The sequence below is a fragment of the Amycolatopsis sp. NPDC049868 genome (assembly GCF_044461365.1).
Taxonomy (GTDB): Bacteria; Actinomycetota; Actinomycetes; order Mycobacteriales; family Pseudonocardiaceae; genus Amycolatopsis.
Map to the genome: position 1 here is coordinate 1 of NZ_JBITKV010000014.1, position 21,835 is coordinate 21,835.

Sequence of the window (21,835 nt, forward strand, 5' to 3'; positions counted from 1 at the left end):
AGCTTCCTCGGCCCCTGAGGCGACCGATCCTTGCGGATTTCGAACAACACAACCCCTGAACAACTCAGGTGTTGCAACCACCACTAGAACCCAAGGGGAAGGGGGCCTTCACGCGGAGCCGAGGTAGGCGAGGACCGCGAGCACCCGGCGGTTCGTGTCGTCCGAGGCGACGATGCCGAGCTTCGCGAAGATGTTCGCGGTGTGCTTCCCCACCGCCCCTTCGCTGAAATGCAGCCGCCCGGCGATGGCGGCGTTGGAACAGCCTTCGGCCATCAAGCCGAGCACCTCGCGTTCGCGCGGGGTCAGCGCCGCGAGTGGGTCGGATGTGTTGCCCGCGACCAGTTTCGCGATCACCTCGGGATCCATCGCGGTCCCGCCGCCCGCCACCCGCCGCACCGCGTCGATGAACTGGTCCGCGTTGAAGACCCTGTCCTTCAACAGGTATCCGATCGCGCCCGACCCGTCGGCCAGGAGTTCCCGCGCGTAGAGCTGCTCGACATGTTGCGACAGAACGAGAATCGGCAATCCGGGAATGTCACGACGCACGGCCAGCGCGACCTGAAGTCCTTCGTCGGTGAGCGTCGGCGGCATCCGGACGTCGACGACCGAAACGTCGGGCCGGTGCGAGCGCAGCGCCCGCTCCAGTTCCGGCCCGGTGCCCACCGCCTCGACCACGTCGAAACCGTGCGCGGTCAGCAAATGCGTCAAGCCGTCTCGGAGGAGGTACTGGTCCTCGGCGACGACGCATCGGGGTCGAGCTGGCACGGGATCTCCATGATCGCCTTCGTCGGCCCGCCGAGCGGGCTGGTCAGAGCAAAAGTACCGTCGAAGGCGCCCAGCCTGCGTTCGATCCCGCGAAGCCCGCTTCCCCGGGCCGCGTTCGCGCCGCCCTTCCCGTCGTCGGTCACCTCGATCCGCAGCAGACCGTCGTCGTAACCCAGTTCGATCGACGCTCGCCGCGCCTCGCCGTGCTTCGCGGCGTTGCCCAGCAACTCGCTGACCGCGAAGTACGCGCACGCCTCCGCGGGCTGCTCCAGCCGAGGCAGGGTGCCGTTCACCGAGGCACGCAGCGGACTGTCGAGCGCCAACGCCCGCACCGCGTCACCGAGCCCGCGCTCGGACAACACCGGCGGGTGAATCCCGCGCACCAGCAGCCGCAACTCGGTCAACGTTTCGGATGACGCCTGCCGCAGCTCGGCGGCCAGCCGTTTCGCCGCGGCCGGGTCGCTGTCGATCAGCGCTTCGACCGCGCCCAGCTTCATGCCCATCGCGACCAGCCGAGACTGGACGCCGTCGTGCAGGTCCCGCTCGATACGCCGCAGCTCGGCGGCCTGCGCGACCGACGCGTCCGCCCGCGTCTGCTTCAGCCGTTCGACACGCTGCCCCAGCCGCGAAGCCTCTGTAGGCCCAAGGAGCAGCTTCGCGAAGCGCGCTCCCAGACGGGCGAGCCACGGCGTCGGGACCAGCCCGGCGACGAACGCCGCCACGACCACCGGGGTCAGCGCGAGCGCTTGCCAGTGCGTGGTCGCCTCGGGCAGGCCGATCATCGTCCACGACGTGTCCGTCCAGTGGGCGATCGGCCGCCAGACCCACAGCGACAGAAATCCCCAGAAACCGAAGAACACCAGCGACGCCGTCGGCACCGCCATCAGCAGCAGCACGACGGAGTTGACCGCCGCGCCCGCCATGTCACGCCAGGTCGCGCGATCACGCAGCACCCAGCGCCAACGGCCGAGCCGCGCCGGCCACCACGGCGTGTCGTACAGCTGCCGCCGGTACTGGTACATCCCGTCCGCGCGCGGGAGGGGGAACGACGGCTCCGGCAGATACGGGCGGTCGATCCGCACGCCGGTCCAGTTCTTGGCCTCGCGGCGCAGGGTGTCGGTCACCGAACGACCCGCGACGACCAGCGTCACGAACAGCGGCGTCAGTCCGAAGACCAGGATAAGCAGTGTCGGCACCACCATCGCGAGCTGCGCGACGGAGAGCCCGAACAGCGCCAGCTGGAATCCCAGCGCCTTCAGCCTCGTCCTGATCCAGCCGTCCCCGGTGCGAGCCGGGCGGGGCCCGAGCCACCAGCGCGTCCACTTCCCGTACAGCCGGAGCGCGCGCGGCCCGGCCAGCAGGACCGCGGGCACCAGCAGCAGGCCCGCGACCGGATTCCACAGCTGCCAGCCGAGATCGCGGCCGGTCGCCGGATCGTCGCAGATCCATTCGAACCGTTTGGTCCACTTGATGAACCACGACCGCTTGAACAGGCTGTTCCCGTCGCGATACCAGCCGTCGCGCTCGCGTTCCGGTTCGGGCGGGGCGGGCCGATAGGGCGGCTCGACCTCGATATCGCACCAGCGTCCGGCCAGGCGCCGGGTGAGTGCGGCGCGCGGACGCGTCCCTTCGAGCGCGAGTGTGTAGGCGAAGACCAGGCCGACACAAAGCAGGCAGAAACCCACCAGTTCGAGCAGCAGGTCCAGCCAGCTCACCAGCGCCAAGCCCGCGAGCACGAAGCCCCGGCGCACTGAGGTGAGATAGGTGCGGATCATGCGACGAAGTCTTCCCCACCGCCCCTGCCCGGCGCAGTGACCACAGGACCACGATCAGGGTGGACCTAGCCCCACCCCAGCTTTGGGTTCAGCGCCATTCTGGCGAAGTCCGTTGCGCCATAACGTTTTTCGCATGCCACTCATCGAAGTCACCAACCTCCGCAAGACGTACGGGGAGCACGTCGCGGTCGACGACGTTTCGTTCCACGTGGAACAGGGCGAGATCTTCGGGATCCTCGGGACCAACGGCGCCGGCAAGACCACCACGGTCGAATGCCTCCAGGGACTGCGCACGCCGGACTCCGGCACCATGTCGGTCCTCGGCCTCGACCCCGGCAAGGACCACACCGCGCTGCGGCAGCGTCTCGGCTCGCAGCTCCAGGAGAGCCGCCTGCCGGACAAGATCAAGGTCCACGAGGCGCTCGACCTCTACGCGTCCTTCTACGCGAACCCCGCCGACACCGGCGACCTGCTCGCGAAGGTGGGTCTCACGGAGCAGCGGGACAAGTACTTCGGCAAGCTTTCCGGCGGGCAGAAGCAGCGGGTCTCGATCGCGCTCGCGCTGGTCGGCCGCCCCGAGGTCGCCGTCCTCGACGAGCTGACCACCGGACTGGACCCGCATGCCCGCCGCGACACCTGGAAGCTCGTCGAGGCCGTGCGCGACACCGGCGTCACCGTCCTGCTCGTCACCCATTTCATGGACGAGGCCGAACGTCTTTGCGACCGCCTCGCGATCTTCGACGCCGGGCGCGTCGTCGCCACCGGCACTCCCGGCGAGCTCCGCGGCCGCGCCGGTAAATCCACTTTGGACGACGCCTTCGTGACCCTGACCGGCCGCGACTGATTGGAGGAGACGAGAAATGAACACGCTCACCAAGATCACCCTCACCGAAACGAAACTCGCCCTCCGCACACCGGGCTTCGTCATCGGCGGGCTCGTGCTGCCGACGGCCATCATGGCCATCCTGGGCGCGATCCCGGCCATCCGGGCCGAGAGCGAGGACACGCCCGGACAGCGGTTCCTCGACGCCTGGGTGCCGTCGATGGTCGTCCTCGCCATCGCGATGATGGGCCTGCAAGCGATCCCGGGGATCATCGCTACCTATCGCGAACAAGGCGTCCTCCGCCGCTTCGCCACCACCCCGGTGCATCCGGCGAAGCTGCTGGTGGCGCAGCTGATCATCAACGTGACGGTGACGATCGCCGGAGTCGGCCTGCTGCTCGTGACGGGCACCGTCTTCTTCGGCGTCCCCGGCCCGCGTCACCCGCTCGGCTTCCTGCTGACGTTCGTCCTCGGCACCGTCTCGATCTTCGGTCTCGGCCTGATCGCCGCCTCGGTCGCCAAGACCAGCCGCGCCGCGAGCGGGATCGCGATGGTCGCCTACCTGCCGATCATGTTCCTCGGCGGCGTCTACCTGCCGCGACCGTTGCTTCCGCAGGCGATCCAGGACATCGGCGCGTACATCCCGCCGGGCGTCAAAGCCCTCGAAGACGCCTGGACCGGTACCGGCGCGCAGCCGCTGCAACTCGCCGTACTGGCGGCGTTCGCGGTGGGCAGCTGTGTCGTGGCCGCGAAGCTCTTTCGCTGGGAGTGACGTTTTCGTCCCAGGGCAAAGGCTTGGACGAACGTCCGCACCGCGAGTGACGGTGGTTGGCGTCAGATCGACCAAAGGGAGGTTTCATGGACAAGAACGTGACGACCGGTGGAGGTATGCGTCGCGCACTCACTGTGCTCGCCGCGGCCTGCGCATTAGGCGCGGCAGGCACGGCAACGGCTTCAGCCGACGAAGGTCAGGACGCGGCGGCCGGCCCCATCGCGGAAATGCACCAGGGCCACGACTATGGATCCGTCGAACGGGACACGCGCGACTTCCTCATCTGCGACAACGAGGCCGACGGACGCAAGGTCTACATCTGGTTCGAGTGGGCGGACGGCGCCGCACGGGGGTACTCGGACGCCAACGGCTCGAAGCCCGGCTGCGGTACGGGCGAGGTCTACACCGGCGGTCTCCGGGAGGTGTCGGTCTGCGAGACGATCGACTGGTGGCCGGACGCCTGCACGACCAAGAAGGTCAAGTGGTGAGAGCGCTGTGACGTGACGGCGGCTTCCGCCAAAGTGGTGATGATGATCGTTTTCTCTTGTGGCTTGGGCCGCGGGTGGGTAGTCAGGTAGATGGCCCACGTTCACCGTGTCTCTCTCGGAGGTTCGATGTCTCTGGATGTATCGCCCGCGCTGCTGGAGAAGGCCGAGCGCGGGGAGGTCTCCGACGCCGAATTCGTCGCCTGTGTCCGGGAATCGCTGCCCTACGCCTGGACCGTGATCACCGGTGTCATCGCGGAGGCCGAGGGCGCGGCCGACGGATTCGCCGACAACGAGACGCCGCCGCCGAGCGAGGCCGAACGCGGTCAGCTGCTGCGCGCGCTGGCCTCGGACGCCATCCGCGGCGGCCTGGAACGGCACTTCGGCGTGAAGCTGGCGTTCCAGAACTGCCACCGCGTCGCCGTGTTCAAGAAGTCCCAAGTGGACAGTGACCGCTACCGCGCGTTCGTGTCCGTCCGCGGCCAGCTGCTGAACCAGAGCCCGGAACTCCGCGACTGCTGATCCGTCAGCGCAGCGCGGGCAGCACTTCTTCCCCGATCCGCGCGATGTTCTCGAGCGTTCCCTCCGGCGTACCGGACGCTTCCACCATCATGATCACGTGGGAGACCCCGGTACGCCGGATGCTCGTCCCCAGCTTGTCGACGCAGTACCCCGCTCCGCCGATCGGGTGCATCTCGCACAGTTTGTCGGTGTAGGAGACGGGATCCTTGTCCAGGCCTCGTTTGCCGTCGAGGTACACGTGCCCGGCGAAGCCTTCCTTCAGGGAGCCCGGCAACGCGGACCGCACGACGTCCAGCGCGTCGTCCCCGACCTGGCACATCACCGTCGAGACGTGCTCGGCGGCGGAATCCCCGTACGCGGCAAGGGTTTCGATTTTGCCGTCGTCGTCGGTGTGCAGGCCGAGCAGCATCGGCAGCCCACGGTCGGCGGCGAGCCGGACCGCGCGCGAGCCGGCGTCCCCGCAGGCCACGACCAGGCGAGGTGCACGCTCCGGCCGCGGCACCATCGGCACCTCACGGAACCGGAAATGCTCCCCGTCGGCCGAGACCGTCTTCGACGTCATCGCCGCGAGCATCAGGTCAAGGCTCTCCTCGAACCCGGTCTCGTAGCGGGAAGCACCGGTGCCGAACACCTCGAGGTCCTGCCACGGCCCGCCGCGGCCGACGCCGATTCGCAGCCGTCCGCCGGACACGGCGTCGAGCAGCGACCACTGTTCGGCGAGCGCCACCGGATGCGCGATGGACAGCACGCTCACCGCGGTGCCGACGGCGATCCGCTCGGTGCGGCCGAGCACGTGCGCGGCGAGGGTGATCGCGGACGGGCAGACGCCGTACGGCATGAAGTGGTGCTCGGCGAACCACACGTCGTCGAACCCGGCCCGCTCCGCGGCGATGGCGGCGTCGACCGACCGGCGCAGCACATCGGCGTCCTCCTGCCCGGGAAACCGCCCGGAGACGAGGAAGACCCCGAACCGCACCATCACAGGCCCCCTGAACGCGACTCGAACTCACTCAGCCCAAAGGTCTCCCAAAGGGCGCCCTGCGCCCGACGGAGACTTCACCGTCGAGCGCCCTCTTTCGGCCGAAGGCCACGGAAATCTTTTGCAGGGCGCCTTCACGCCCTCGCAAGCCATCTACGAGCCGGCGCCCTGCGAAATATTTCCGTCAGCGCTCGACAGATATCTCGTTGAACCAAAGCCGCGGTTCCAGCCACGGGAAGACGACGAATATCAGCAGCGCCACGATCCCGAGCGCCAGCACGACCGCCGTCGCCAGTTTCACCGCGAAGGGGCCCGGCAGCTTGCGCCAGATCCAGCCGTACATCAGCGCGCCTCCGAGATCTTGGGCAGGAGTTCGGCGTAGGAACCGACCTGGCTCTTCGGCACCTGCTGGGCCAGCACCGCGTGGATGATGAGCCGTTCCTTCGCCGAGAACTTCGGGTGACAGGTCGTCAGCGTGAGCAGCGAGACCTGCTCGGCCTTCGGCAGGATCCCCGGGTCCTTGTACGGCACCGGGTTCACCGTGTCGCCCTTGGTGGGGAACACGATACGGCGGCCGTTGGTCTCGCCGTAGGGGCCGCCGTCGGCGGCGTTCGGGTTGCGCAGGGTGCCGACGTTCTTGCACTTCGGCTGCGCGCCCTTGCCCGCCGCCCAGCCTTCGACCTCGTCCTTGTACGGCAGCACCTTGTAGATGTAGAAGTCGGTCTGCGTCTCGATGATGATCTGGTCGCACGAGCTGAGGTTGTCCAGATCGTTGAACGGCGCGCCCTTGCCGACCCGGTGGCCGGCGATGGCGAAGTTGCCCGGCTCGCCCGGCAGCGCCGTGCCCTTGTAGTGGCCGGGGCCGACTTCGAGCGCGGCCTCGGTGGTGCCTTCCTGGATGGTGAAGTTGAAGTCGGCGCCGAACACCGGGATGTGGATCCTGGCGAACGCCTTCCCGTCGACCAGGTCGGGATGCAGCTGCCGGTCCTTGCCCCACTCGCCGTCCAGCTCGGAGCTGGCCTCGGACTGTTTGCCCGCGGAGAAGAGGTCGGTCACGTAGACCTCGTAGACCATGAACAGCAGCACCACCAGGCCGGCGGTGATGAGGAGTTCGCCAACGGTCCGGATGGCGACGCCGCCCTTGCCCAGTTCGCGCGGCGGCGGCCGTTCCTCGGTCGCGGTGCCACCGCCGACCGGTTCGAAGATGACGGTCTCTTCGGTCGACCCCGGCGGCGGCATGGGACGACGGCGCGGCGGTGGCGCGTCACTCCGGCGACGCGGCGGCGGCCCTTCGTAGGACCTGCCATCCGGCGGCCTCCGGCGAGGTGTCGGCGCCTCTCCCGGGCCGCGGCGCGGCGGGATTGGGTCCTCCGGCCTACGCCGGGGGGCCGGACGGCCTCCACCGGGTGGGCGTTCGGAGTACCGCCGACGGTCCCCGCCTGGCTCTTCCCGCTCAGCCACGCAAAGCTCCTCAGTCTCGAACCAAACCGCTGCCGAACCGTGTGTGACACCATTGTCACAGTGCGGGAAATCGACCGGTCCCGGACGGTGCCCAGCGGCGCTCGTTTACGTTAACGTGTGCACGTGGCGCTGGTTGCGCACCCGAAAGCGGGTCATCGCCACCAGGGAAGCCGAACAGTACGCGAGGAACACGATGCCGAAGTCCAAGGTCCGCAAGAAGACGGCGTACACCCCGCCGACCGATCGCCGCACGCCGGTGAAGGTCAAGGCCGCGGGCCCGTCGAACCTGTTCTACAAGATCGTGATGTTCGGCCTCATGCTGATCGGCCTGTTGTGGCTGGTCGTCAACTACATCGCGGGCGACAAGATCCCCTTCATGGCGGATCTGGGCAACACGAACTTCGCCATCGGTTTCGTGCTGATGATCGCCGGGTTGCTCATGACGATGCGGTGGCGGTGAGCATTACCCCGGATGGCGGCTTGACGCCGAATTACACCGGTGTGACTCATCCCCAGTGTGGATAACCCCTGTGGATAACTACCCCACCTCGTGGGCGCCGCAGCGCAACGTTGTGGTAGTGGCCTGGGTGATCACCCTGTTGCTGCTGGCAGGCGTGCTGTGGCTGGCCATCGGCGGCGACGTCGGCGGAACCGTCCTGACCGGGGTCGCGATGCTGTCCGTGGGCGCGCTCGCGCTGCACGGCACCCTGCTCCGTCCCCGGCTGGCCGCCGGTCCCGGCGGACTCCTGGCCAGGACCGTGGGCGGTGCGCACCGCTACTCCTGGACCGAAGCCCGGCTCCGGCTGCGCACCACCCGACGGCTCGGCCGGGACAACTTGACCCTTGAGGTCGAATCCGGCGATCACCTGCTGGTGTTCGGCCGGATCGACCTCGGTGAGGACCCCCGCGACGTGCTGGACGTCCTCACCGCCCTCAAGGGTCAGGCGTTGTCGTAGTAGTGGACGTCGCCGTTCGGGCCGTGTGACCAGCCCGGAACGGCCGGACCGATCGCGGGCGGCGCGTACTCCCCGAAGATCTCGTACGGCGAGGCCGGCGAGCAGATCGGGTTGATCTTGACGACGCAGTTCCGCAGTGACCCGCTGAACTTCGCTTTGACGTGCCGGGGCCGCTGGTCTTCCACCACCGCCGGGCCCGCCGTGATCTCCCAGCCGGTGGCCGCACCCGGCCCTGTCGTGCCGACGGTCTGCGTGGCCGCCGAGGACGTGACGCCGGGATCGCCGAAGCAGATTTTCAACGCCGAGTCGACGTAGGCGACACGGAGCGTGATGGTGCTGCCCGAGCCGAGGAAATAGCGTTTGGTGTAGGTCTGGCAGGTCTCGGCGGCTTGCCCGGCCTGCGCGACCGCGGGTGCCGATACCGACGCCAGCACGGCGACGGCGGCGAGAGCTGCTGCTTTCCGGATCTTCATCTCAACCCCCAAGTTGATGATGCACATGATCAACTCGAAGGTATCCAGCCCGGCCGCTTCTCCATCGGGTTTTCGAATGACCCACTTGGGGGAAGTGCGGCTACTCCGGGTAACAGGCGTAAGAGGGCGCACCCCGGCTGGTGGTGAGCTCACAGGACGCGGAAATCGTCTGTGAGTCCTTCCAGACGACGAGCCCGATCATCGCCACCACGACGATCGCGATCCCGCCGAGCTGCCATTTCAGCCGGTTCTTGTCCGGCGCGTACAGCAGCGCGAAGGTGACCAGGAGCCCCGCGACGAACCCGCCGGCGTGCCCGAGGATGGAGATGCCGGGCACTTGGAAGGTGATGAAGACGTTCAGGCCGAGGATCACCAGCAGCCACGTCGGATTGAGCCGCAGCTTGATGACGATGACCGTGTACGCGCCGATGAGCCCGAAGATGGCGCCGGACGCGCCGACCACCGGGACGGCGTCGAGGTCGCTGAAGACCAGGTTCGCGACCGAGCCGCCGAGCAGGGAGACGAAGTAGAGCACCGTGAACGGGACGCGGCCGAGCGCGGTCTCCAGCGGGCGCCCCACGAACCAGAGTGAGAACGCGTTGCTCGCGATGTGCAGCAGGCCGTACTGCAAGAAGCCCGAGGTGAGGATCCGCCACCATTCGTCGCCGGCCAGCGTCGCGGGATTCCACAGCTGGCCGTACTGGAAGAGGTCGGAGAAGTTGTTGTTCGCGAGGCTGCCGGACTGGGCGACCGTGATGAAGAAGATGATGACGTTGAGCGCCAGGAGTACCGGCGTCACGACAGCGGTTTGAACGGGCTGGGCGCCCGCGAGAGTGCGCGAGCCGTAACCGGCGTCGCGGTACTGCCTCTGCTGGGCGCGATCCTGCTGACGGCCGGCCTGGACACAGTCCGTGCACTGGAAGCCCACGGCGGCTTCGCGCAGGCAATCCGGGCAGGCCGGACGCTCGCAGCGTGAACAGCTCAGCCCGGTCGGCCGGTTCGGGTGCCACCAGCAGCCGGGCATGGCGGCCTGCTGGTACTGGGGATTCGGTGGTTGGCTCACGATGCCACCAACCTACCGAAATCCCCAGTGACAGGCTCTGCGATCAGCGGCTGATGCTGACCTTCTCGATGACGATGTCCTGCAGCGGACGGTCGGCCGGACCGGTCGCCGTGCGGCCGATCGCGTCGACGACGTCGCGGGAAGCCTGGTCCGCGACCTCGCCGAAGATGGTGTGCTTGAAGTTCAGGTGCGTCGTCGGCGCGACGGTGATGAAGAACTGCGAGCCGTTGGTGCCGGGCCCGGCGTTGGCCATGGCCAGCAGGTACGGCTTGGAGAACTGGAGCTCCGGGTGGAACTCGTCGCCGAACTTGTAGCCGGGGCCGCCGCGGCCGGTGCCGGTCGGGTCGCCGCCCTGCAGCATGAAGCCGTCGATGACGCGGTGGAAGATCGACCCGTCGTAGAACGGGCCCGAGTTCGTGCCCTGCGCGTTGGGCTGGGTGTACTCCTTGCTGCCCTCGGCGAGCCCGACGAAGTTCGCGACCGTCTTCGGCGCGTGGTCGGGGAACAGGTTCAGGTTGATGTCACCCTGGTTGGTGTGCAGAGTGGCCTTCAGCGCGCCACCAATGAGGGATCCCTTGCTTTCAGTCACGAGCTTCATCGTGCCATCTGCGGCAAGATCTGGGGAAAAGGGGCACGATAGGTTACAAGCAACGAAGCAGAATCAAAACGATTGATGAGGTGAAGGCCATGACCCGGGCCGCAGATTCGGTGAGCGAGTCGGCGAAGGCCGGCGCGCTCGGCCTGCGCAAACGTGCCGTCGAGGCGGGTAAGGAAGCCACCGCCCACGCCGTCGAGGTAGCCGAGCAGAAGCTCTCCGAGAGCGCCGGTGAGATCGCTAAGACCAGCCGTCGCGCGCGCAAGAAGCTCGCGAAGAAGACGGAACTGACCCGCAAGGAGCTCAAGCGGAGCTCGAAGGCGGCTCGTAAGGAGGCGCTGGCCAGGCTTTCCGAGATGCGGAAGCCGGGCCGCAAGGCACGCAAGGCCGCCATCCAGGCCGCGAAGTCCGCCGGTGAGTCCAAGCGCCGGGGCAAGAAGGACTTCAAGGCGGCGAAGAAGGACTTCAAGGCCGCGCTCGTCGAGGCGAAGACCGCCGCCAAGGGGACGCGCAAGCGTCGTCGCTGGCCCTGGGTGATCGGTATCGCGGTCGTCGGCGCCGGTGCCGCCTACGCCCTGCGTTCCAAGCAGGAGCCGCCGGTCGCGCCCGCGCCGCCGAAGGCTCCGCCCGCTCCTCCTGCTCCTCCCGCCAAGCCCGCCGCTCCGGCCGCCGCCGCGCCGAAGCCGGCACAGCCCGCTCCCGCGAAGCCGGCCGCTCCGGCTAAGCCCACGGCTCCGAAGAACGGGCACCAGGCTTCGAACGCGGGCTCCGCCGACAAGAAGAACTGACGCCTCACCCTCTTCTGCTTGTCGTGAAGGGCCGCCCAGGACCACTTTCCCGGTCCCGGGCGGCCCTTTCACGTCCCGGTGCCGAGTTCGTAGCCCGCCTCTTCGACGGCGGCGCGGACGTCGGCCACGTCGAGGTTTCGGTCGCTGGTCACGGTGACCGTGCCGTTCTCGACGTCCACCGCCACCGCGGTGACCCCCGCGATGGTTTCGATCTCCTCGGTGACGAAGCCCGCGCAGTGCCCGCAGACCATTCCGCTCACGGCGTAGGTGCTCTCGCTCATGCCGACGCCGTTTCGACGGGGACGGTGCGGGTGAGCGTGTGTCCCCGGCGCATCCGGCCGTCGGGGGTGAACTCGCCGAAGAAGTACACCTCCATCGTGAGGTCCCTCTTGCGATTCGTCACGTACAAGGTGCTCCGGGCGGCGATCCGGTCTCCGGCCGCCACCGCTTCGTGCACCTCCCATCGCGCGGTGGGCCGATTCTTGCGGACCGGGCGGGTGTGCGCGATGAGCTTGTCCCGGTCCATCGGGTGCCCGTCGGCGATCTGCACGATGTCCGGCGTGTGATAGCGGTCGACGATCACTTCCGCGTCTTCGTCGCTGTTCACCAGTTCGTCGTGGAAGGACAGGTTGAAATCCGCGATGAACTTCTTCGGATCTGTGCCGAAAGGTTCCATGCCGCTCCCAGCGTCGCGAATGATCTCTTACAAGATGTAAGATATCCACGGCCCATCAATTCTGACAAGGTGTAAGAGATGCCTCGATCTTCGGCGCGGAACCAGCGCTCCGACGCACAGCGCAGCAGGGCTTCGATCCTGGACGCGGCGCTCCGGACCCTCGGCGCCGATCCCGACGCCGGCGTCGAAGCCATCGCCACCGCCGCGGGCGTGACCCGTCAGACGGTCTACGCCCACTTCCCGTCACGAGGGGAACTGCTGGCCGCGGTACTCGACCGCATCACCGAGGAGGCCGTCGCCGCGATGGACGCCGCGGACCTCGACGACGGCCCGGCCGCCGAGGCGCTGGTGCGGCTGATCGAAGCCGGACGCCGCACGTCCGGGCGGTACCCCGCCTTGCTCCGGAAGATCACTTCCCTGCCGGCGAGCCCGGACGCCGACCAGCGGCGCCACTCGCCGGTCGCCGACCGGCTCGAACGTGTCATCCGGCGGGGCAAGGCGACGAGCGAGTTCGACGATCGGCTGCCGACGGGCTGGCTGGTGGCGGTCACCGTGAAACTCGGGCACGCCTCCGGTGAGGAGGTCGACTCCGGCCGGATGTCCGTCGACGAAGCGGCGGACGCCCTCCACACCAGCCTGCTCCGAATCCTCGGCGCGACAAAATAAACGCGCCCAACAACGGGACCGGCGGACTCGTCTCGCCGAAAGCGCGCCAGCGCGACGGCGAGACTTCACCGATCGCGCCCTCTTTCGGGCCGAAGGCCCACGTAAACGCGATGAAGGGGCGCCCTCCACTCCCAACAGGATGTTGAAAGCGGCCCGGGCGCCCCTTCGGCGCGCTTTACGTCAGCGCGATCAAGATCAAACAGACGCAGCGTGCTTGTCGATCAGCTGGCCGAGGCGGGGAAGGGCCTCCTCGACGTTCTTCTTGCCGTTCGGGCGCAGCTTCGAGTAGACCTTCTTGATGCTGTCGCGGCTGCTCTTCTCGGCGCGCGAGTCGGTGACCGACAGGAGCGCGTCCGAAGCCTCGTCGCTGCGGCCGACCAGGTAGGCGCCGAAGTCGTTGCCACCCTTGGCCTTGTAGTCACCGTAGAACGGCTCGAGAGCACCGGTGAAGTCGTCGAGCAGGGTGTCGACGGCGGCGGGGATGATGCCCGGCTTGATCTTCTTGACGGCGGCGAAGCCGGTCTTCACGACGGCACCCGAAACGCCGCCCTTGTCCGAGACCTCGGCGTCGACGAGGCCTTCGAAGTCGCTCACGACCGCCGGGCGACGGCTGGAGTCGAGCAAGATTTCCTTGAGGGTGTCAGCCACGAAACCTGTCCTTTTGTCTTATGGGGAGAAATGATCTTTTGTGCCGCCGAGCCACACCGCAAGGCGGCCTCCGCCGGATCTGGCGTCGCGCTGGTCCCGCGAACCTCGCGCGTGCGGCACAGGGTAGTACAAGATCAACTTCACTCTGACGTGTGGATACCACTACCTAGAGCTTCAGCTCGCCGATAGCCTCCTTCGCCACCGTACGTGCCTTGATGCTCTGCTTCTGGTTGGTGGTCACGACTACCGCGTTCCCGCCCTTCGCGACGGCGTACACGGCGCCTTCGCCGGAGGGTTGGTAGCCGCCCTTCCAGCCCGCCGGTTCGTCGGCGGGGTTGGAGGTGTCGATGGGCGCCGCCTGATCCACCAGCGCCTTGGCCACGGCGGGTTCCCCGACGTACACGCGCACGGTGAGCTGCAGTTTCCCGCTGAGCGCGTAGAAGAAACAGGTCGGATGCGGCTGGTCGGCCGAGGTCTTGACCTTGGAGACCTTCTGCCCGTTGGCGTCCGAGACGAACTCGTTGCCCAGATACGGGCACGGGCCCTTGCCGGTGGGCTCCGGGGCGGGCGGGATGCTGGGCGCCGGGGTGTTCGTCGGCGCGGGCGAACTCGCCGCGGGCGGCGGCTGTTCCGTCGGCCCGCAGGCCGCCAGCAGCGGCACGACGAGCGGCAAGATCAGAAGACGTCGCATAGTGGCGTCCAGTGAAGCAGATCGCCGTTCGTGCGACGATGGCTGTGCGCGAGGAGTCTTCGGGAGGCGTCAGTGCTCAGCAAGGAGCAGTACCTGGGTGCGGTGGCAGAGCGCATCCAGCGCAGCGGGGGCAGGCTGAACACGGTCCAGATCGGCCCGAGCGCCGCCGTCGTGGGCCTGTTCACCGAGTCCGTGATGATGTCGACGATGAACTACTGCGTGGTCGCCGCGGCGATCCCGGAGGTGACGGCGCCCGCGTTGTACGACTTCACCGGGCTGGCGACGCAGCACGCGCGCGCGAATGTGATGGGCACGGTCGGCTGGACGGCCGCTTCGGTGGTCATCGCCGGGCTGATCGGTGACCGGGTGTACCCGGACGCCGCGCAGGCCGCGTCGGCGAAATCCGGTAACCAGTTCGGCGGCGAGACGCGCATGGTGGCCGTCGACGTTTCGGCGGCGCAGATGTACGCGTTCGTCGGCGGGAAGCTGTGGGGCGCGGCGGTCCAGGGTTCGGTCAACGCGAAGCTGACGTTCTGTTTCCCGCAGCCCGCCGAGGTTTATCAGCAGGTGCAGTGGGCGCAGTCGCAGGGCCAGCAGCCGCCGATGCCGCCCGGTCCGCAGCAGCCGCCTCCAGGTCCGCAGCAGCCACCTCCCGGCTGGCAGCCGCAGCAGCAGCCGCAATACCCGGTCGGGCCGCCGCCCGCACAGGGTCCGCCGCCGGGTCAGCATCCGCCGCACTATCCGCCGCCCGCGCCCGGTTATCCGCCGCAGCGCCCGCCGGGGTACTGATGGATCGCACGCTGCGCGGCTGGCCTTCGTTCCCCGGAGAACTTCCGGAGTTCGACACCGAGGCCACGCCCGCGACCCCGCGCGAGCTCTTCCTGGAATGGCTCGACGAGGCGGGAGAACACGTCTTGGCGCCGCACGCCGTCACACTGTCCACAGTGGACGCCGACGGGGTGCCGGACGCGCGGGTCGTGATCCTCAAGGACGTCGACGGGGACACCTGGGCGGTCGCGACGAGCTCCGAAAGCCCGAAAGGTGTTCAGCTGGCGAAGAATCCGTTCGCCGCACTGACGTTCTTCTGGCCAGGACGCGGCCGCCAGATCCGGATGCGCGGCCCGGTCTCGGTCGCCGATCCCGAGGTGTCCGCGGCCGATTTCACCGCCCGGCCGCCGGCGTCCCGGGTGGAGGCGTTCATCGGCAGGCAGTCCCAGGTGCTCGACGATCCGGCCGACCTCGACCGCGCGGCCGCGGAAGCGGAGCGGTGGGTCGAGGAGAATCCCGGCGTGGCACCGGAAACCTGGACCCGTTACCTGGTGACGCCGTCCGAAGTGGAGTTCTGGCAGGCGAGCCATGACCGCAGGCACCGGCGGCTCCGCTACCGGCGCGCGGACGGGAGCTGGCACAAAGAACGCCTCTGGCCGTAAACGGTAACTGGGAACGACGATCGTCGGGTTGTCGTGGATGATTCACTTCGGCGACGGTGAACGCCACCTTGTCCCCAGATCGTTCGGAGGCGAAATGTCCACACGCCGTCGCATCGGGGGCGCCTTGGCCGCCACAGGGCTCGCCCTGCTGGCCGTCACGACGCCCGTCGCGAGCGCCCAGACCGGCGATCCGGCGAGAGGGCTGTACTCGGTGGAAGGCGCGTCCACCCCCGACAAGCGCACCGAGGTCGCCCGCACCGGTGTCGACGTCGCGGGCTCACGCGGCGGCGCGCTGACCGTCGTCGCCACGCCGGGACAGGCCGCGGCCCTGCGCGCGAACGGCTTCGGCCTGAAGTCGCTCGGCGACTTCGACGGCATGCTGAAACAGCGCAGTGGCCGGGCGGGCACCTCGGCGGTCGCCGGCGACTTCCCGCCGGGCGACGAGGCGTACCACACCTACGCCGAAACGACCGCGGAGCTGCAGAAGGCCGCGAAGGACCACAGCGACATCGCGACGCTGTCGAGCGTCGGCAAGTCCTATGAAGGCCGCGAGCTGAACCTGCTGAAGATCAGCGACAACGCGGGCACGGACGAGAACGAGCCCGAGGTCCTGTTCACCTGCAACCAGCACGCGCGCGAACACCTCACCACCGAGATGTGCCTGCGGATCGTGCAGCGGTTCACCAGCGGGTACGCGAGCGACCCGGCCATCAAGAAGATGGTCGACGAGCACGAGATCTACGTGATCCCGAACGTCAACCCGGACGGCTCCGAGTACGACATCACCGGCGGCGAGTACCAGGGCTGGCGCAAGACGCGGAAGCCCGTGCCGGGCAGCAGCGCGGTCGGCACCGACCCGAACCGCAACTGGGACTACAAGTGGAACTGCTGCGGCGGGTCGAGCAACAGCCCGTCCGCCGAGGACTACCACGGTCCGTCGGCGTTCTCCGAGTCCGAGACCAAGGCGGTCGCGGCGTTCATCGACTCCCGCGTGGTCGGCGGCGCGCAGCAGATCAAGACGCATATCGACTTCCACACCTTTTCGGAGCTGGTGCTCTGGCCCTACGGCTACACGAAGGCCGAGACCGACACGGGCCTGAACGAGGAGGAAGCGAAGCGCTTCGCCGACGTCGGCAAGCAGATGGCGGGCACCAACGGCTACACGCCCGAGCAGTCCAGCGATCTGTACGTCACCGACGGCGACATCAACGACTGGGCATGGGGCAAGCACAAGATCCTCAGCTACACCTTCGAGATGTACCCGAAGGACGGCGGGATCGACGGCTTCTACCCGCCCGCTTCGGTGATCCCGGAGCAGACCGCCCGCAACGACAAGGCCGTCGACATCATCGTCAACGAGGCGAAGGCCTGAGATCGGCCACTCGCGACGCCCGGCTCTTCGGCGAATCCAAGCTGAAGCTCCGGGCGTCGCCCAGTTGGTCACGGACGAATTCCTCGGTCCTCGCGATCGTCTCGCGCAACGCGGCGTCTTCGTCGCCGAAGAACTTGTAGACGATTTTCCCGGCCTCGGTGTCGAACTCCCACAAGCCGGCGATGCGGCCCCTGTCGACGATCACGTGACTCGGCGGATCCGCCTGTCCGCCCAGCGTCTCCCCCGCCCGGCCTCCGGGCACCGGGCGTTCGACGTCGGCGTCGGCGAGCAGCCGCGACATCTCGCGGTGCAGAAGATGGATGCCGTCGACCCCCGCGAGCAGCGCGTACGACGGCTCGGCCGGCACGGTGAACGCGGCGAACTCGTCCACGAGTTCCTTGGGCATCAAGAGATCGGTGCCGTCGAGCGGCACGAGCTCCAGCTCTTCCGCGATCTTCTTCGCGCTCGCGGCGGTGAAACCGGAGAACCAGCGGAAGTGCTTGAGCGACGCCGGAGCCGCCCACGAGAAGTAGCGCCGGGCGAGTTCGGTCCGCGCGGTGTCCATATCGGTCAGTCCGCCGCGCGGGGACGGCGTCCAGCGGACATAGCCGTAGCGCTGCTGATCCAGCCGTCCGTTGACCGGGACCCGGCGGATGTCGCCGCGCGCCTGGAGCAGGCCGAGCGCGAGCGGCAACGTCGTGGTGGTGCCGCGTTTGCGGCCCGCCTCCCCCAGATTGCGCACCACGGCCCCGGCGGCGTCCTTGATCGCGGCCGGGCCGAGCGGTTCATCCGACGCGTCGAGCAGGTCGGCGACGGTGACGCACAGCTGCTCGATCTCGGCCTGTGTGACGCCGAGGTACTTCTCCGCGGCCGCGAGTTCGCCGGCGGGCGCCCCGGCCCCGACGGTCAGGCCGAGTTCGAAATCCGCCGACGGCAGGACGTAAGTGCAGCCGCGCGCCGAAGGCAGCTCATGGATGGCCAGCCGGGCGACGTCCGCGTCCACCGTCTCGCGATCGAGGCGGGCCCTGGCGAACAGCCCGAGATAGGGCGCCGACCCGCCGACCGAGCGCATCCAGCCGGTCCGTTCCAGCACCTCGGCCGCCGATGCCCCGGGCAGCGATCCGTCGAGACCCTGCCGATGTGCCCACCACGCGCGAAGCTTTCCGGTCGCCATGATTCCACGGTATTGGCATCTCCCGACCCCCCGCAGCCTGGCAGGATCGGCGGGTGCGCAAGCGGTTCTCGGAAGGCTCCCCGATCGCGTCGACGGTGGTCACCGGCGACGACTTCGAGGAACTCGAGCACACTTTCCAGGCGTTCCTCGCGCCGGACACGGTCAAGCTGCATACTCCGGCACCCACCGGGTTCTTCGACATCTCCCAGCTCAGCGGCCTCCGCGTGACCGGAAGCGACCCGAACGGCCTGTCGGTCTACGAGCTGACGCTGGACTCCGATGTCGTGCTCCAGGGCGAAGAAACCCTGGACACGTACACCGTCGTCGTGACCCTCAACGGCCAGAGCCAGGTCGAGATCGACGGCGAGGTCGTTCCGGCACGACACGTCGTGACCGGTCCGGGCACCCGGTTCCGGACCAGGTACGACCATCCCGACATCCTGCTGCTCCGCTTGGGCAGGCAGCTGGTGATGGACACGATGCACGAGCGGCTCGGCGAGGCGCCGATGTCGACCTTGCGGTTCGACCCGATGGTCGCGCCGGACATGGACCAGTGGCTCACCCTGCTCCACACCTTCAGTGAGACCGCCGCGTCGGGGATGTTCGACCGGTCACCGCTGGCCGCCGCACATTTCGAGAAGCTGCTGCTGCACGGGCTGCTCGACAGTCAGCCGCATTCGCTGTCCGGCGATCTCGCCGAGGAACGGGCCCGGCCGAAGTCGTCGGCGGTGCGTCGCGCGATGACCTACTGCGAGGAGCACGCCGCCGAACCGGTGTCGATCGGCGAACTCGCGATGGCCGCGCGGGTCAGCGTGCGCGCGTTGCAGCAGGCGTTCCGGACCGATCTGGGGCTGACGCCGATGGAGTACCTGCGCCGGGTGCGGCTCGACCATGTGCACCAGGACCTGCTCGCGATCGCGCAAGGGCGCGCCGAAGACACCGTCACCGACGTCGCGCTGCGGTGGGGCTTCACGCATCTCGGCCGGTTTTCCGGCTTCTACCGCGACACCTACGGCAAACTTCCCTCGGAAACGGCACGCTTCACCGCCTGAAGGAGCCCGAATGCTGGTCGAGCTGGCCATCGGCGACGCGTACGGAGGCTCCTTCGAGCACGCGTACCCGAGCTTCGTCGCGGAGCACAACAACCTGACCGGCTACGTGCCTCATCACGGCCAGCCCGGTGCCCCGGCCGGCCGCTACACCGACGACACGCAGATGACGATCGCGATCGCCGAAGTGCTCGTCTCGGGACTGCGGTGGACGCCGCTGCTGCTCGCCGAACAGTTCGTGCGGGCGTATCACCGCGATCCGCACGACGGCTACGCGCCACGTTTCCATCAGCTGCTCAGCGAGGTCCGCGACGGCGAAGAGCTGCTACGACGGCTCCGGCCGCAGAGCGACAAGAGCGGCGCCGCCATGCGCGCCGGGCCGATCGGGGTCCTGCCGACCGTCGACGACGTGCTCTATCACGCGAAACTGCAGGCCAGGATCACGCACGACACCCCGGCCGGGATCGCCGCGGCGCAGGCGGCCGCGCTGGCCGTGCACTACTGCCACCATCGGCTCGGCCCGCTTTCCGAAATCGCGAGGTGGATCGAAGGGATCCTTCCCGAGGATGTCGGGCACGGCGGCTGGGCGCTGCCGTGGTCGGGCAGGGTCGGGCCGCAAGGCTGGATGAGCGTGCGCGCCGCGCTGACCACCCTCGCGAACGGCCGGAGCCTGAGCGGAATGCTCCACTCCGCCGTCGCGCTCACCGGCGACGTCGACACCGTCGCGACGATCGCGCTGGCCGCCGCTTCACGCTCGCCCGAGGTGGCGCAGGATCTGCCGCCGGTGCTGTGGCGCGATCTGGAGAACGGCGAGTTCGGCCGCGACCATCTGACGAAACTCGACGAGCGGCTGCTGCACATCTGACGTAGCCGGGATCCACGGAACGCGGACGTGCGCGTGCGCCCGGTTCGGCAGACTGAGCCGGTGAGGTGGCTGATCAGAGGTGGAGCCGTCGCCGCTTGGCTCGCGGTGAGCGCGTTGCTCGTCGTCGGCACGGCGAACCTCGAGCCCGAACCCGGGGAACGACCGGTCGGCGCGTTCGGGTTCGCGATCGTCGTGCTCGCTTGTCTCGCGCTCACCGCCGTCCGGCGGATGCCGGTCGCGGCAGCGGGGACGGAAGCGTTTGCGCTCCTGCTCTACCTGGGGTTCGGCTATCCCGACGGTCCCGTGCTGTTCGCCGGTCTCGTGCCGTTGTTCGCGCTCGGGATCCTGCGCCCGCGACGGCTCGCGTACGCCGTCGCGGGCGGTATGGCGGCGACGGTCGTCGGCACGAACCTGGCCACGGGCGGGGCAGGTGTCCTCGATCTGGTCTTCGTCGGCTGGGCCGGCGTCGCGGTCTTCGCGGCCGACGCGCTTCGAGGACGTCGTGAGCGGACCGCGGCCGCCGAACGGGCGGAACGCGATCGCGTCCTCGGCGAGCGGCTGCGGATCGCCCAGGATCTGCACGACAGCGTCGGCCACGCGATGGCGGTGATCAACGTCCAGTCGGGGATGGCCAGGCACGTCATCGACGATCACCCGGAAGTGGCGAAGGAAGCGCTCGAAGTCGTCCGCACGGTCAGCGGCACGATCCTGGACGAACTGAACGCCATGGTGCGGCTGCTGCGTGACGACTCCGCCCCGCTCCGGCCGGCGCCGGGTATCGCGGACATTCCGGAGCTGGTCGCTTCGATGGATCAGGCCGGCCTGGCCGTCACGCTGGACCTCGACGCTCCCGGGATCGGTCAGCCGGTCGGCGGCGCGGTGTACCGGATCGTCCAGGAATCGCTCACGAACGCCGCGAAGCACGGCGCGTCCCCCGTCGGTGTGACGGTGCGGGTGGGCGAGGACGGTTTGCGGCTCGACGTGGTCAACGACGTGCGCACACCTGGTCCGGACGTTCCTGGCGCCGGGATCAGCGGAATGGGTGAACGGGCCAGGGCGACCGGCGGCACACTGACGACGGGCCGTGAGGACGGGAGGTTCCGGGTGAGCGCGCGATGGCCGTGATCAGGGTGGTGCTCGCCGACGATCAGCTCCTGGTGCGGTCCGGCTTCGCGGCGCTGCTCCGGGTGGAAGCCGGGATCACTGTGGTGGGGGAAGCGGACGACGGTGCGGCGGCGGTGACCGTCGTCGCGGAAACCGTGCCCGACGTGGTGCTGATGGATGTGCGGATGCCCGGCCTCGACGGGATCGAGGCCACCCGCCGCATCGTGGCGGACGAGCGGCTTTCCGGGGTCCGTGTCGTCATGCTGACCACCTTCGACCTGGACGAGTACGTCTTCGACGCCTTGCGCGCGGGCGCCAGCGGGTTCCTGCTCAAGCACACCGCGCCCGCGGATCTCCTCCAAGCCGTCCGCGTGGTCGCCGCGGGCGACGCGCTCCTCTCGCCGAGCGTGACGCGTCGCCTGATCGCGGAATTCACCGCGCGGCCGACGCCTTCGCTGCCCCGTGCGGACGGTTCGGCGTTCACCGAACGGGAGCACGAAGTCGTCCAGCGGGTCGCGCAGGGGATGTCGAACGAGGAGATCGCGCGGGAATTCTTCATCAGCGCGGCGACCGTGCGGACGCATGTCAGCCGCGCGATGAGCAAGGTGCACGCCCGCGATCGCGCGCAGCTGGTGGTGTTCGCCTACCGGACCGGGATGGTGCGCGCCTGACGTAGCCGTCGATCTCCACGGCGGCACGACGA

General features: G+C 68.5%; 28 protein-coding genes. 15 read left to right on the top strand and 13 right to left on the bottom strand.

What is annotated here, in order from left to right; translation table 11 throughout:
- Positions 1-108: 108 nt before the first annotated feature.
- Both ACIBTM_RS38090 and ACIBTM_RS38095 read right to left on the bottom strand, forming a co-directional pair.
- The gene (locus ACIBTM_RS38090) at positions 109-765 is read right to left on the bottom strand and encodes a response regulator (RefSeq protein WP_395882010.1); all 657 of its coding nucleotides are present in this window, start codon (positions 763-765) and stop codon (positions 109-111) included.
- Positions 705-2,540, bottom strand: coding sequence for a sensor histidine kinase (locus ACIBTM_RS38095; RefSeq protein ID WP_395882011.1), 1,836 nt, complete (start codon positions 2,538-2,540; stop codon positions 705-707). The genes ACIBTM_RS38090 and ACIBTM_RS38095 overlap by 61 nt, the downstream gene beginning before the upstream one ends.
- A gap of 133 nt (positions 2,541-2,673) precedes the next feature.
- Here ACIBTM_RS38095 and ACIBTM_RS38100 point away from each other — a divergent pair, with 133 nt between their 5' ends.
- The 4 genes from ACIBTM_RS38100 to ACIBTM_RS38115 all read left to right on the top strand — a co-directional run bounded on the left by ACIBTM_RS38100 (position 2,674) and on the right by ACIBTM_RS38115 (position 5,142).
- Positions 2,674-3,384 (top strand): ABC transporter ATP-binding protein, encoded by a 711-nt coding sequence (locus ACIBTM_RS38100; RefSeq protein WP_395882012.1) that lies wholly within the window; start codon positions 2,674-2,676, stop codon positions 3,382-3,384.
- Between the two features lie 16 nt (positions 3,385-3,400).
- Positions 3,401-4,135 (top strand): ABC transporter permease, encoded by a 735-nt coding sequence (locus ACIBTM_RS38105; RefSeq protein WP_395882013.1) that lies wholly within the window; start codon positions 3,401-3,403, stop codon positions 4,133-4,135.
- Positions 4,136-4,221: 86 nt separating this feature from the next.
- Entirely contained in the window at positions 4,222-4,623 is a 402-nt protein-coding gene (locus ACIBTM_RS38110) for a hypothetical protein (RefSeq protein ID WP_395882014.1), read from the top strand.
- A gap of 126 nt (positions 4,624-4,749) precedes the next feature.
- The gene (locus ACIBTM_RS38115) at positions 4,750-5,142 is read left to right on the top strand and encodes an SCO5389 family protein (RefSeq protein ID WP_005161845.1); all 393 of its coding nucleotides are present in this window, start codon (positions 4,750-4,752) and stop codon (positions 5,140-5,142) included.
- 4 nt (positions 5,143-5,146) lie between these two features.
- Here ACIBTM_RS38115 and ACIBTM_RS38120 read toward each other — a convergent pair whose 3' ends face one another.
- From ACIBTM_RS38120 to ACIBTM_RS38130, 3 genes are all read right to left on the bottom strand, one after another.
- Positions 5,147-6,121, bottom strand: coding sequence for an LLM class flavin-dependent oxidoreductase (locus ACIBTM_RS38120; RefSeq protein ID WP_395882015.1), 975 nt, complete (start codon positions 6,119-6,121; stop codon positions 5,147-5,149).
- A 184-nt stretch (positions 6,122-6,305) separates the two neighbouring features.
- Positions 6,306-6,464 carry a hypothetical protein gene (locus tag ACIBTM_RS38125; protein WP_395882016.1) on the bottom strand — a complete coding sequence of 53 codons (159 nt, stop codon included), beginning with the start codon at positions 6,462-6,464 and terminating at the stop codon, positions 6,306-6,308.
- Positions 6,464-7,360, bottom strand: coding sequence for a class E sortase (locus tag ACIBTM_RS38130; protein WP_395882017.1), 897 nt, complete (start codon positions 7,358-7,360; stop codon positions 6,464-6,466). The genes ACIBTM_RS38125 and ACIBTM_RS38130 overlap by 1 nt, the downstream gene beginning before the upstream one ends.
- A 415-nt stretch (positions 7,361-7,775) precedes the next feature.
- On the opposite strand from ACIBTM_RS38130, the gene crgA reads away from it, so the two are divergent.
- Positions 7,776-8,042 (top strand): cell division protein CrgA, encoded by a 267-nt coding sequence (crgA, locus tag ACIBTM_RS38135; RefSeq protein ID WP_005161856.1) that lies wholly within the window; start codon positions 7,776-7,778, stop codon positions 8,040-8,042.
- Positions 8,043-8,160: 118 nt separating this feature from the next.
- Positions 8,161-8,538 (top strand): PH domain-containing protein, encoded by a 378-nt coding sequence (locus tag ACIBTM_RS38140; protein WP_395882178.1) that lies wholly within the window; start codon positions 8,161-8,163, stop codon positions 8,536-8,538.
- Here the strand turns inward: ACIBTM_RS38140 and ACIBTM_RS38145 are convergent.
- The 3 genes from ACIBTM_RS38145 to ACIBTM_RS38155 form a co-directional block, all read right to left on the bottom strand.
- Positions 8,523-9,011, bottom strand: coding sequence for a hypothetical protein (locus ACIBTM_RS38145; protein ID WP_395882018.1), 489 nt, complete (start codon positions 9,009-9,011; stop codon positions 8,523-8,525). The two genes, ACIBTM_RS38140 and ACIBTM_RS38145, sit on opposite strands and share 16 nt — an antisense overlap.
- 100 nt (positions 9,012-9,111) lie before the next feature.
- A complete protein-coding gene (locus tag ACIBTM_RS38150) occupies positions 9,112-10,074 on the bottom strand; it encodes a rhomboid family intramembrane serine protease (protein ID WP_395882019.1) in 963 nt (320 codons plus the stop codon).
- Positions 10,075-10,117: 43 nt separating this feature from the next.
- Positions 10,118-10,672, bottom strand: a complete 555-nt coding sequence (locus ACIBTM_RS38155) for a peptidylprolyl isomerase (protein ID WP_037333946.1) — start codon at positions 10,670-10,672, stop codon at positions 10,118-10,120.
- An 89-nt stretch (positions 10,673-10,761) separates the two neighbouring features.
- Between ACIBTM_RS38155 and ACIBTM_RS38160 the strand changes: the two genes are divergently transcribed.
- Positions 10,762-11,457 (top strand): hypothetical protein, encoded by a 696-nt coding sequence (locus tag ACIBTM_RS38160; protein ID WP_395882020.1) that lies wholly within the window; start codon positions 10,762-10,764, stop codon positions 11,455-11,457.
- Between the two features lie 68 nt (positions 11,458-11,525).
- Here ACIBTM_RS38160 and ACIBTM_RS38165 read toward each other — a convergent pair whose 3' ends face one another.
- Together ACIBTM_RS38165 and ACIBTM_RS38170 are read right to left on the bottom strand one after the other, a co-directional pair.
- Positions 11,526-11,738, bottom strand: coding sequence for a heavy-metal-associated domain-containing protein (locus ACIBTM_RS38165; RefSeq protein WP_395882021.1), 213 nt, complete (start codon positions 11,736-11,738; stop codon positions 11,526-11,528).
- Complete coding sequence (locus tag ACIBTM_RS38170) at positions 11,735-12,133, bottom strand: nuclear transport factor 2 family protein (RefSeq protein ID WP_395882022.1); 399 nt, start codon at positions 12,131-12,133, stop codon at positions 11,735-11,737. The genes ACIBTM_RS38165 and ACIBTM_RS38170 overlap by 4 nt, the downstream gene beginning before the upstream one ends.
- Before the next feature lie 78 nt (positions 12,134-12,211).
- Here ACIBTM_RS38170 and ACIBTM_RS38175 point away from each other — a divergent pair, with 78 nt between their 5' ends.
- Positions 12,212-12,799: a TetR/AcrR family transcriptional regulator gene (locus tag ACIBTM_RS38175; protein ID WP_395882023.1), complete on the top strand. Its 588-nt coding sequence runs from the start codon at positions 12,212-12,214 to the stop codon at positions 12,797-12,799.
- A 195-nt stretch (positions 12,800-12,994) separates the two neighbouring features.
- Here ACIBTM_RS38175 and ACIBTM_RS38180 read toward each other — a convergent pair whose 3' ends face one another.
- Both ACIBTM_RS38180 and ACIBTM_RS38185 read right to left on the bottom strand, forming a co-directional pair.
- On the bottom strand, positions 12,995-13,447 hold the full coding sequence (locus ACIBTM_RS38180; RefSeq protein WP_038507053.1) for a DUF6918 family protein: 453 nt from the start codon (positions 13,445-13,447) through the stop codon (positions 12,995-12,997).
- A gap of 166 nt (positions 13,448-13,613) precedes the next feature.
- The gene (locus tag ACIBTM_RS38185; RefSeq protein ID WP_395882024.1) at positions 13,614-14,138 is read right to left on the bottom strand and encodes a DUF2020 domain-containing protein; all 525 of its coding nucleotides are present in this window, start codon (positions 14,136-14,138) and stop codon (positions 13,614-13,616) included.
- Positions 14,139-14,210: 72 nt separating this feature from the next.
- Here ACIBTM_RS38185 and ACIBTM_RS38190 point away from each other — a divergent pair, with 72 nt between their 5' ends.
- The 3 genes from ACIBTM_RS38190 (at position 14,211) to ACIBTM_RS38200 (ending at position 16,940) form a co-directional block, all read left to right on the top strand.
- Positions 14,211-14,927 carry a hypothetical protein gene (locus ACIBTM_RS38190; RefSeq protein WP_395882025.1) on the top strand — a complete coding sequence of 239 codons (717 nt, stop codon included), beginning with the start codon at positions 14,211-14,213 and terminating at the stop codon, positions 14,925-14,927.
- Positions 14,927-15,568, top strand: a complete 642-nt coding sequence (locus tag ACIBTM_RS38195; protein WP_395882026.1) for a pyridoxal 5'-phosphate synthase — start codon at positions 14,927-14,929, stop codon at positions 15,566-15,568. The genes ACIBTM_RS38190 and ACIBTM_RS38195 overlap by 1 nt, the downstream gene beginning before the upstream one ends.
- Positions 15,569-15,662: 94 nt before the next feature.
- On the top strand, positions 15,663-16,940 hold the full coding sequence (locus ACIBTM_RS38200; RefSeq protein ID WP_395882027.1) for a M14 family metallopeptidase: 1,278 nt from the start codon (positions 15,663-15,665) through the stop codon (positions 16,938-16,940).
- On the opposite strand, the gene ACIBTM_RS38205 is transcribed toward ACIBTM_RS38200, so the two are convergent.
- On the bottom strand, positions 16,921-18,114 hold the full coding sequence (locus tag ACIBTM_RS38205) for a DNA glycosylase AlkZ-like family protein (RefSeq protein WP_395882028.1): 1,194 nt from the start codon (positions 18,112-18,114) through the stop codon (positions 16,921-16,923). The two genes, ACIBTM_RS38200 and ACIBTM_RS38205, sit on opposite strands and share 20 nt — an antisense overlap.
- A 53-nt stretch (positions 18,115-18,167) precedes the next feature.
- Between ACIBTM_RS38205 and ACIBTM_RS38210 the strand changes: the two genes are divergently transcribed.
- The 4 genes from ACIBTM_RS38210 to ACIBTM_RS38225 are packed head-to-tail and all read left to right on the top strand — an operon-like array spanning position 18,168 to position 21,803.
- Positions 18,168-19,166, top strand: a complete 999-nt coding sequence (locus tag ACIBTM_RS38210) for an AraC family transcriptional regulator (RefSeq protein WP_395882029.1) — start codon at positions 18,168-18,170, stop codon at positions 19,164-19,166.
- A 10-nt stretch (positions 19,167-19,176) separates the two neighbouring features.
- Entirely contained in the window at positions 19,177-20,028 is an 852-nt protein-coding gene (locus ACIBTM_RS38215) for an ADP-ribosylglycohydrolase family protein (protein WP_395882030.1), read from the top strand.
- Between the two features lie 60 nt (positions 20,029-20,088).
- Entirely contained in the window at positions 20,089-21,153 is a 1,065-nt protein-coding gene (locus ACIBTM_RS38220) for a sensor histidine kinase (protein ID WP_395882031.1), read from the top strand.
- Positions 21,144-21,803 carry a response regulator gene (locus ACIBTM_RS38225; RefSeq protein ID WP_395882032.1) on the top strand — a complete coding sequence of 220 codons (660 nt, stop codon included), beginning with the start codon at positions 21,144-21,146 and terminating at the stop codon, positions 21,801-21,803. The genes ACIBTM_RS38220 and ACIBTM_RS38225 overlap by 10 nt, the downstream gene beginning before the upstream one ends.
- Positions 21,804-21,835: the final 32 nt, after the last annotated feature.

Excerpts from the sequence above, each read along its gene's own strand:
- ACIBTM_RS38100 (WP_395882012.1), top strand. The coding sequence starts at position 2,674 with ATGCCACTCATCGAAGTCACCAACCTCCGCAAGACGTACGGGGAGCAC.
- ACIBTM_RS38225 (WP_395882032.1), top strand. The coding sequence starts at position 21,144 with ATGGCCGTGATCAGGGTGGTGCTCGCCGACGATCAGCTCCTGGTGCGG.
- ACIBTM_RS38195 (WP_395882026.1), top strand. The coding sequence starts at position 14,927 with ATGGATCGCACGCTGCGCGGCTGGCCTTCGTTCCCCGGAGAACTTCCG.
- ACIBTM_RS38115 (WP_005161845.1), top strand. The coding sequence starts at position 4,750 with ATGTCTCTGGATGTATCGCCCGCGCTGCTGGAGAAGGCCGAGCGCGGG.
- ACIBTM_RS38205 (WP_395882028.1), bottom strand. The coding sequence starts at position 18,114 with ATGGCGACCGGAAAGCTTCGCGCGTGGTGGGCACATCGGCAGGGTCTC.
- ACIBTM_RS38105 (WP_395882013.1), top strand. The coding sequence starts at position 3,401 with ATGAACACGCTCACCAAGATCACCCTCACCGAAACGAAACTCGCCCTC.
- ACIBTM_RS38130 (WP_395882017.1), bottom strand. The coding sequence starts at position 7,360 with ATGCCGCCGCCGGGGTCGACCGAAGAGACCGTCATCTTCGAACCGGTC.
- ACIBTM_RS38095 (WP_395882011.1), bottom strand. The coding sequence starts at position 2,540 with ATGATCCGCACCTATCTCACCTCAGTGCGCCGGGGCTTCGTGCTCGCG.
- crgA (WP_005161856.1), top strand. The coding sequence starts at position 7,776 with ATGCCGAAGTCCAAGGTCCGCAAGAAGACGGCGTACACCCCGCCGACC.
- ACIBTM_RS38125 (WP_395882016.1), bottom strand. The coding sequence starts at position 6,464 with ATGTACGGCTGGATCTGGCGCAAGCTGCCGGGCCCCTTCGCGGTGAAA.
- ACIBTM_RS38215 (WP_395882030.1), top strand. The coding sequence starts at position 19,177 with ATGCTGGTCGAGCTGGCCATCGGCGACGCGTACGGAGGCTCCTTCGAG.
- ACIBTM_RS38170 (WP_395882022.1), bottom strand. The coding sequence starts at position 12,133 with ATGGAACCTTTCGGCACAGATCCGAAGAAGTTCATCGCGGATTTCAAC.
- ACIBTM_RS38165 (WP_395882021.1), bottom strand. The coding sequence starts at position 11,738 with ATGAGCGAGAGCACCTACGCCGTGAGCGGAATGGTCTGCGGGCACTGC.
- ACIBTM_RS38160 (WP_395882020.1), top strand. The coding sequence starts at position 10,762 with ATGACCCGGGCCGCAGATTCGGTGAGCGAGTCGGCGAAGGCCGGCGCG.
- ACIBTM_RS38120 (WP_395882015.1), bottom strand. The coding sequence starts at position 6,121 with ATGGTGCGGTTCGGGGTCTTCCTCGTCTCCGGGCGGTTTCCCGGGCAG.
- ACIBTM_RS38155 (WP_037333946.1), bottom strand. The coding sequence starts at position 10,672 with ATGAAGCTCGTGACTGAAAGCAAGGGATCCCTCATTGGTGGCGCGCTG.
- ACIBTM_RS38200 (WP_395882027.1), top strand. The coding sequence starts at position 15,663 with ATGTCCACACGCCGTCGCATCGGGGGCGCCTTGGCCGCCACAGGGCTC.
- ACIBTM_RS38145 (WP_395882018.1), bottom strand. The coding sequence starts at position 9,011 with ATGAAGATCCGGAAAGCAGCAGCTCTCGCCGCCGTCGCCGTGCTGGCG.
- ACIBTM_RS38175 (WP_395882023.1), top strand. The coding sequence starts at position 12,212 with ATGCCTCGATCTTCGGCGCGGAACCAGCGCTCCGACGCACAGCGCAGC.
- ACIBTM_RS38185 (WP_395882024.1), bottom strand. The coding sequence starts at position 14,138 with ATGCGACGTCTTCTGATCTTGCCGCTCGTCGTGCCGCTGCTGGCGGCC.
- ACIBTM_RS38110 (WP_395882014.1), top strand. The coding sequence starts at position 4,222 with ATGGACAAGAACGTGACGACCGGTGGAGGTATGCGTCGCGCACTCACT.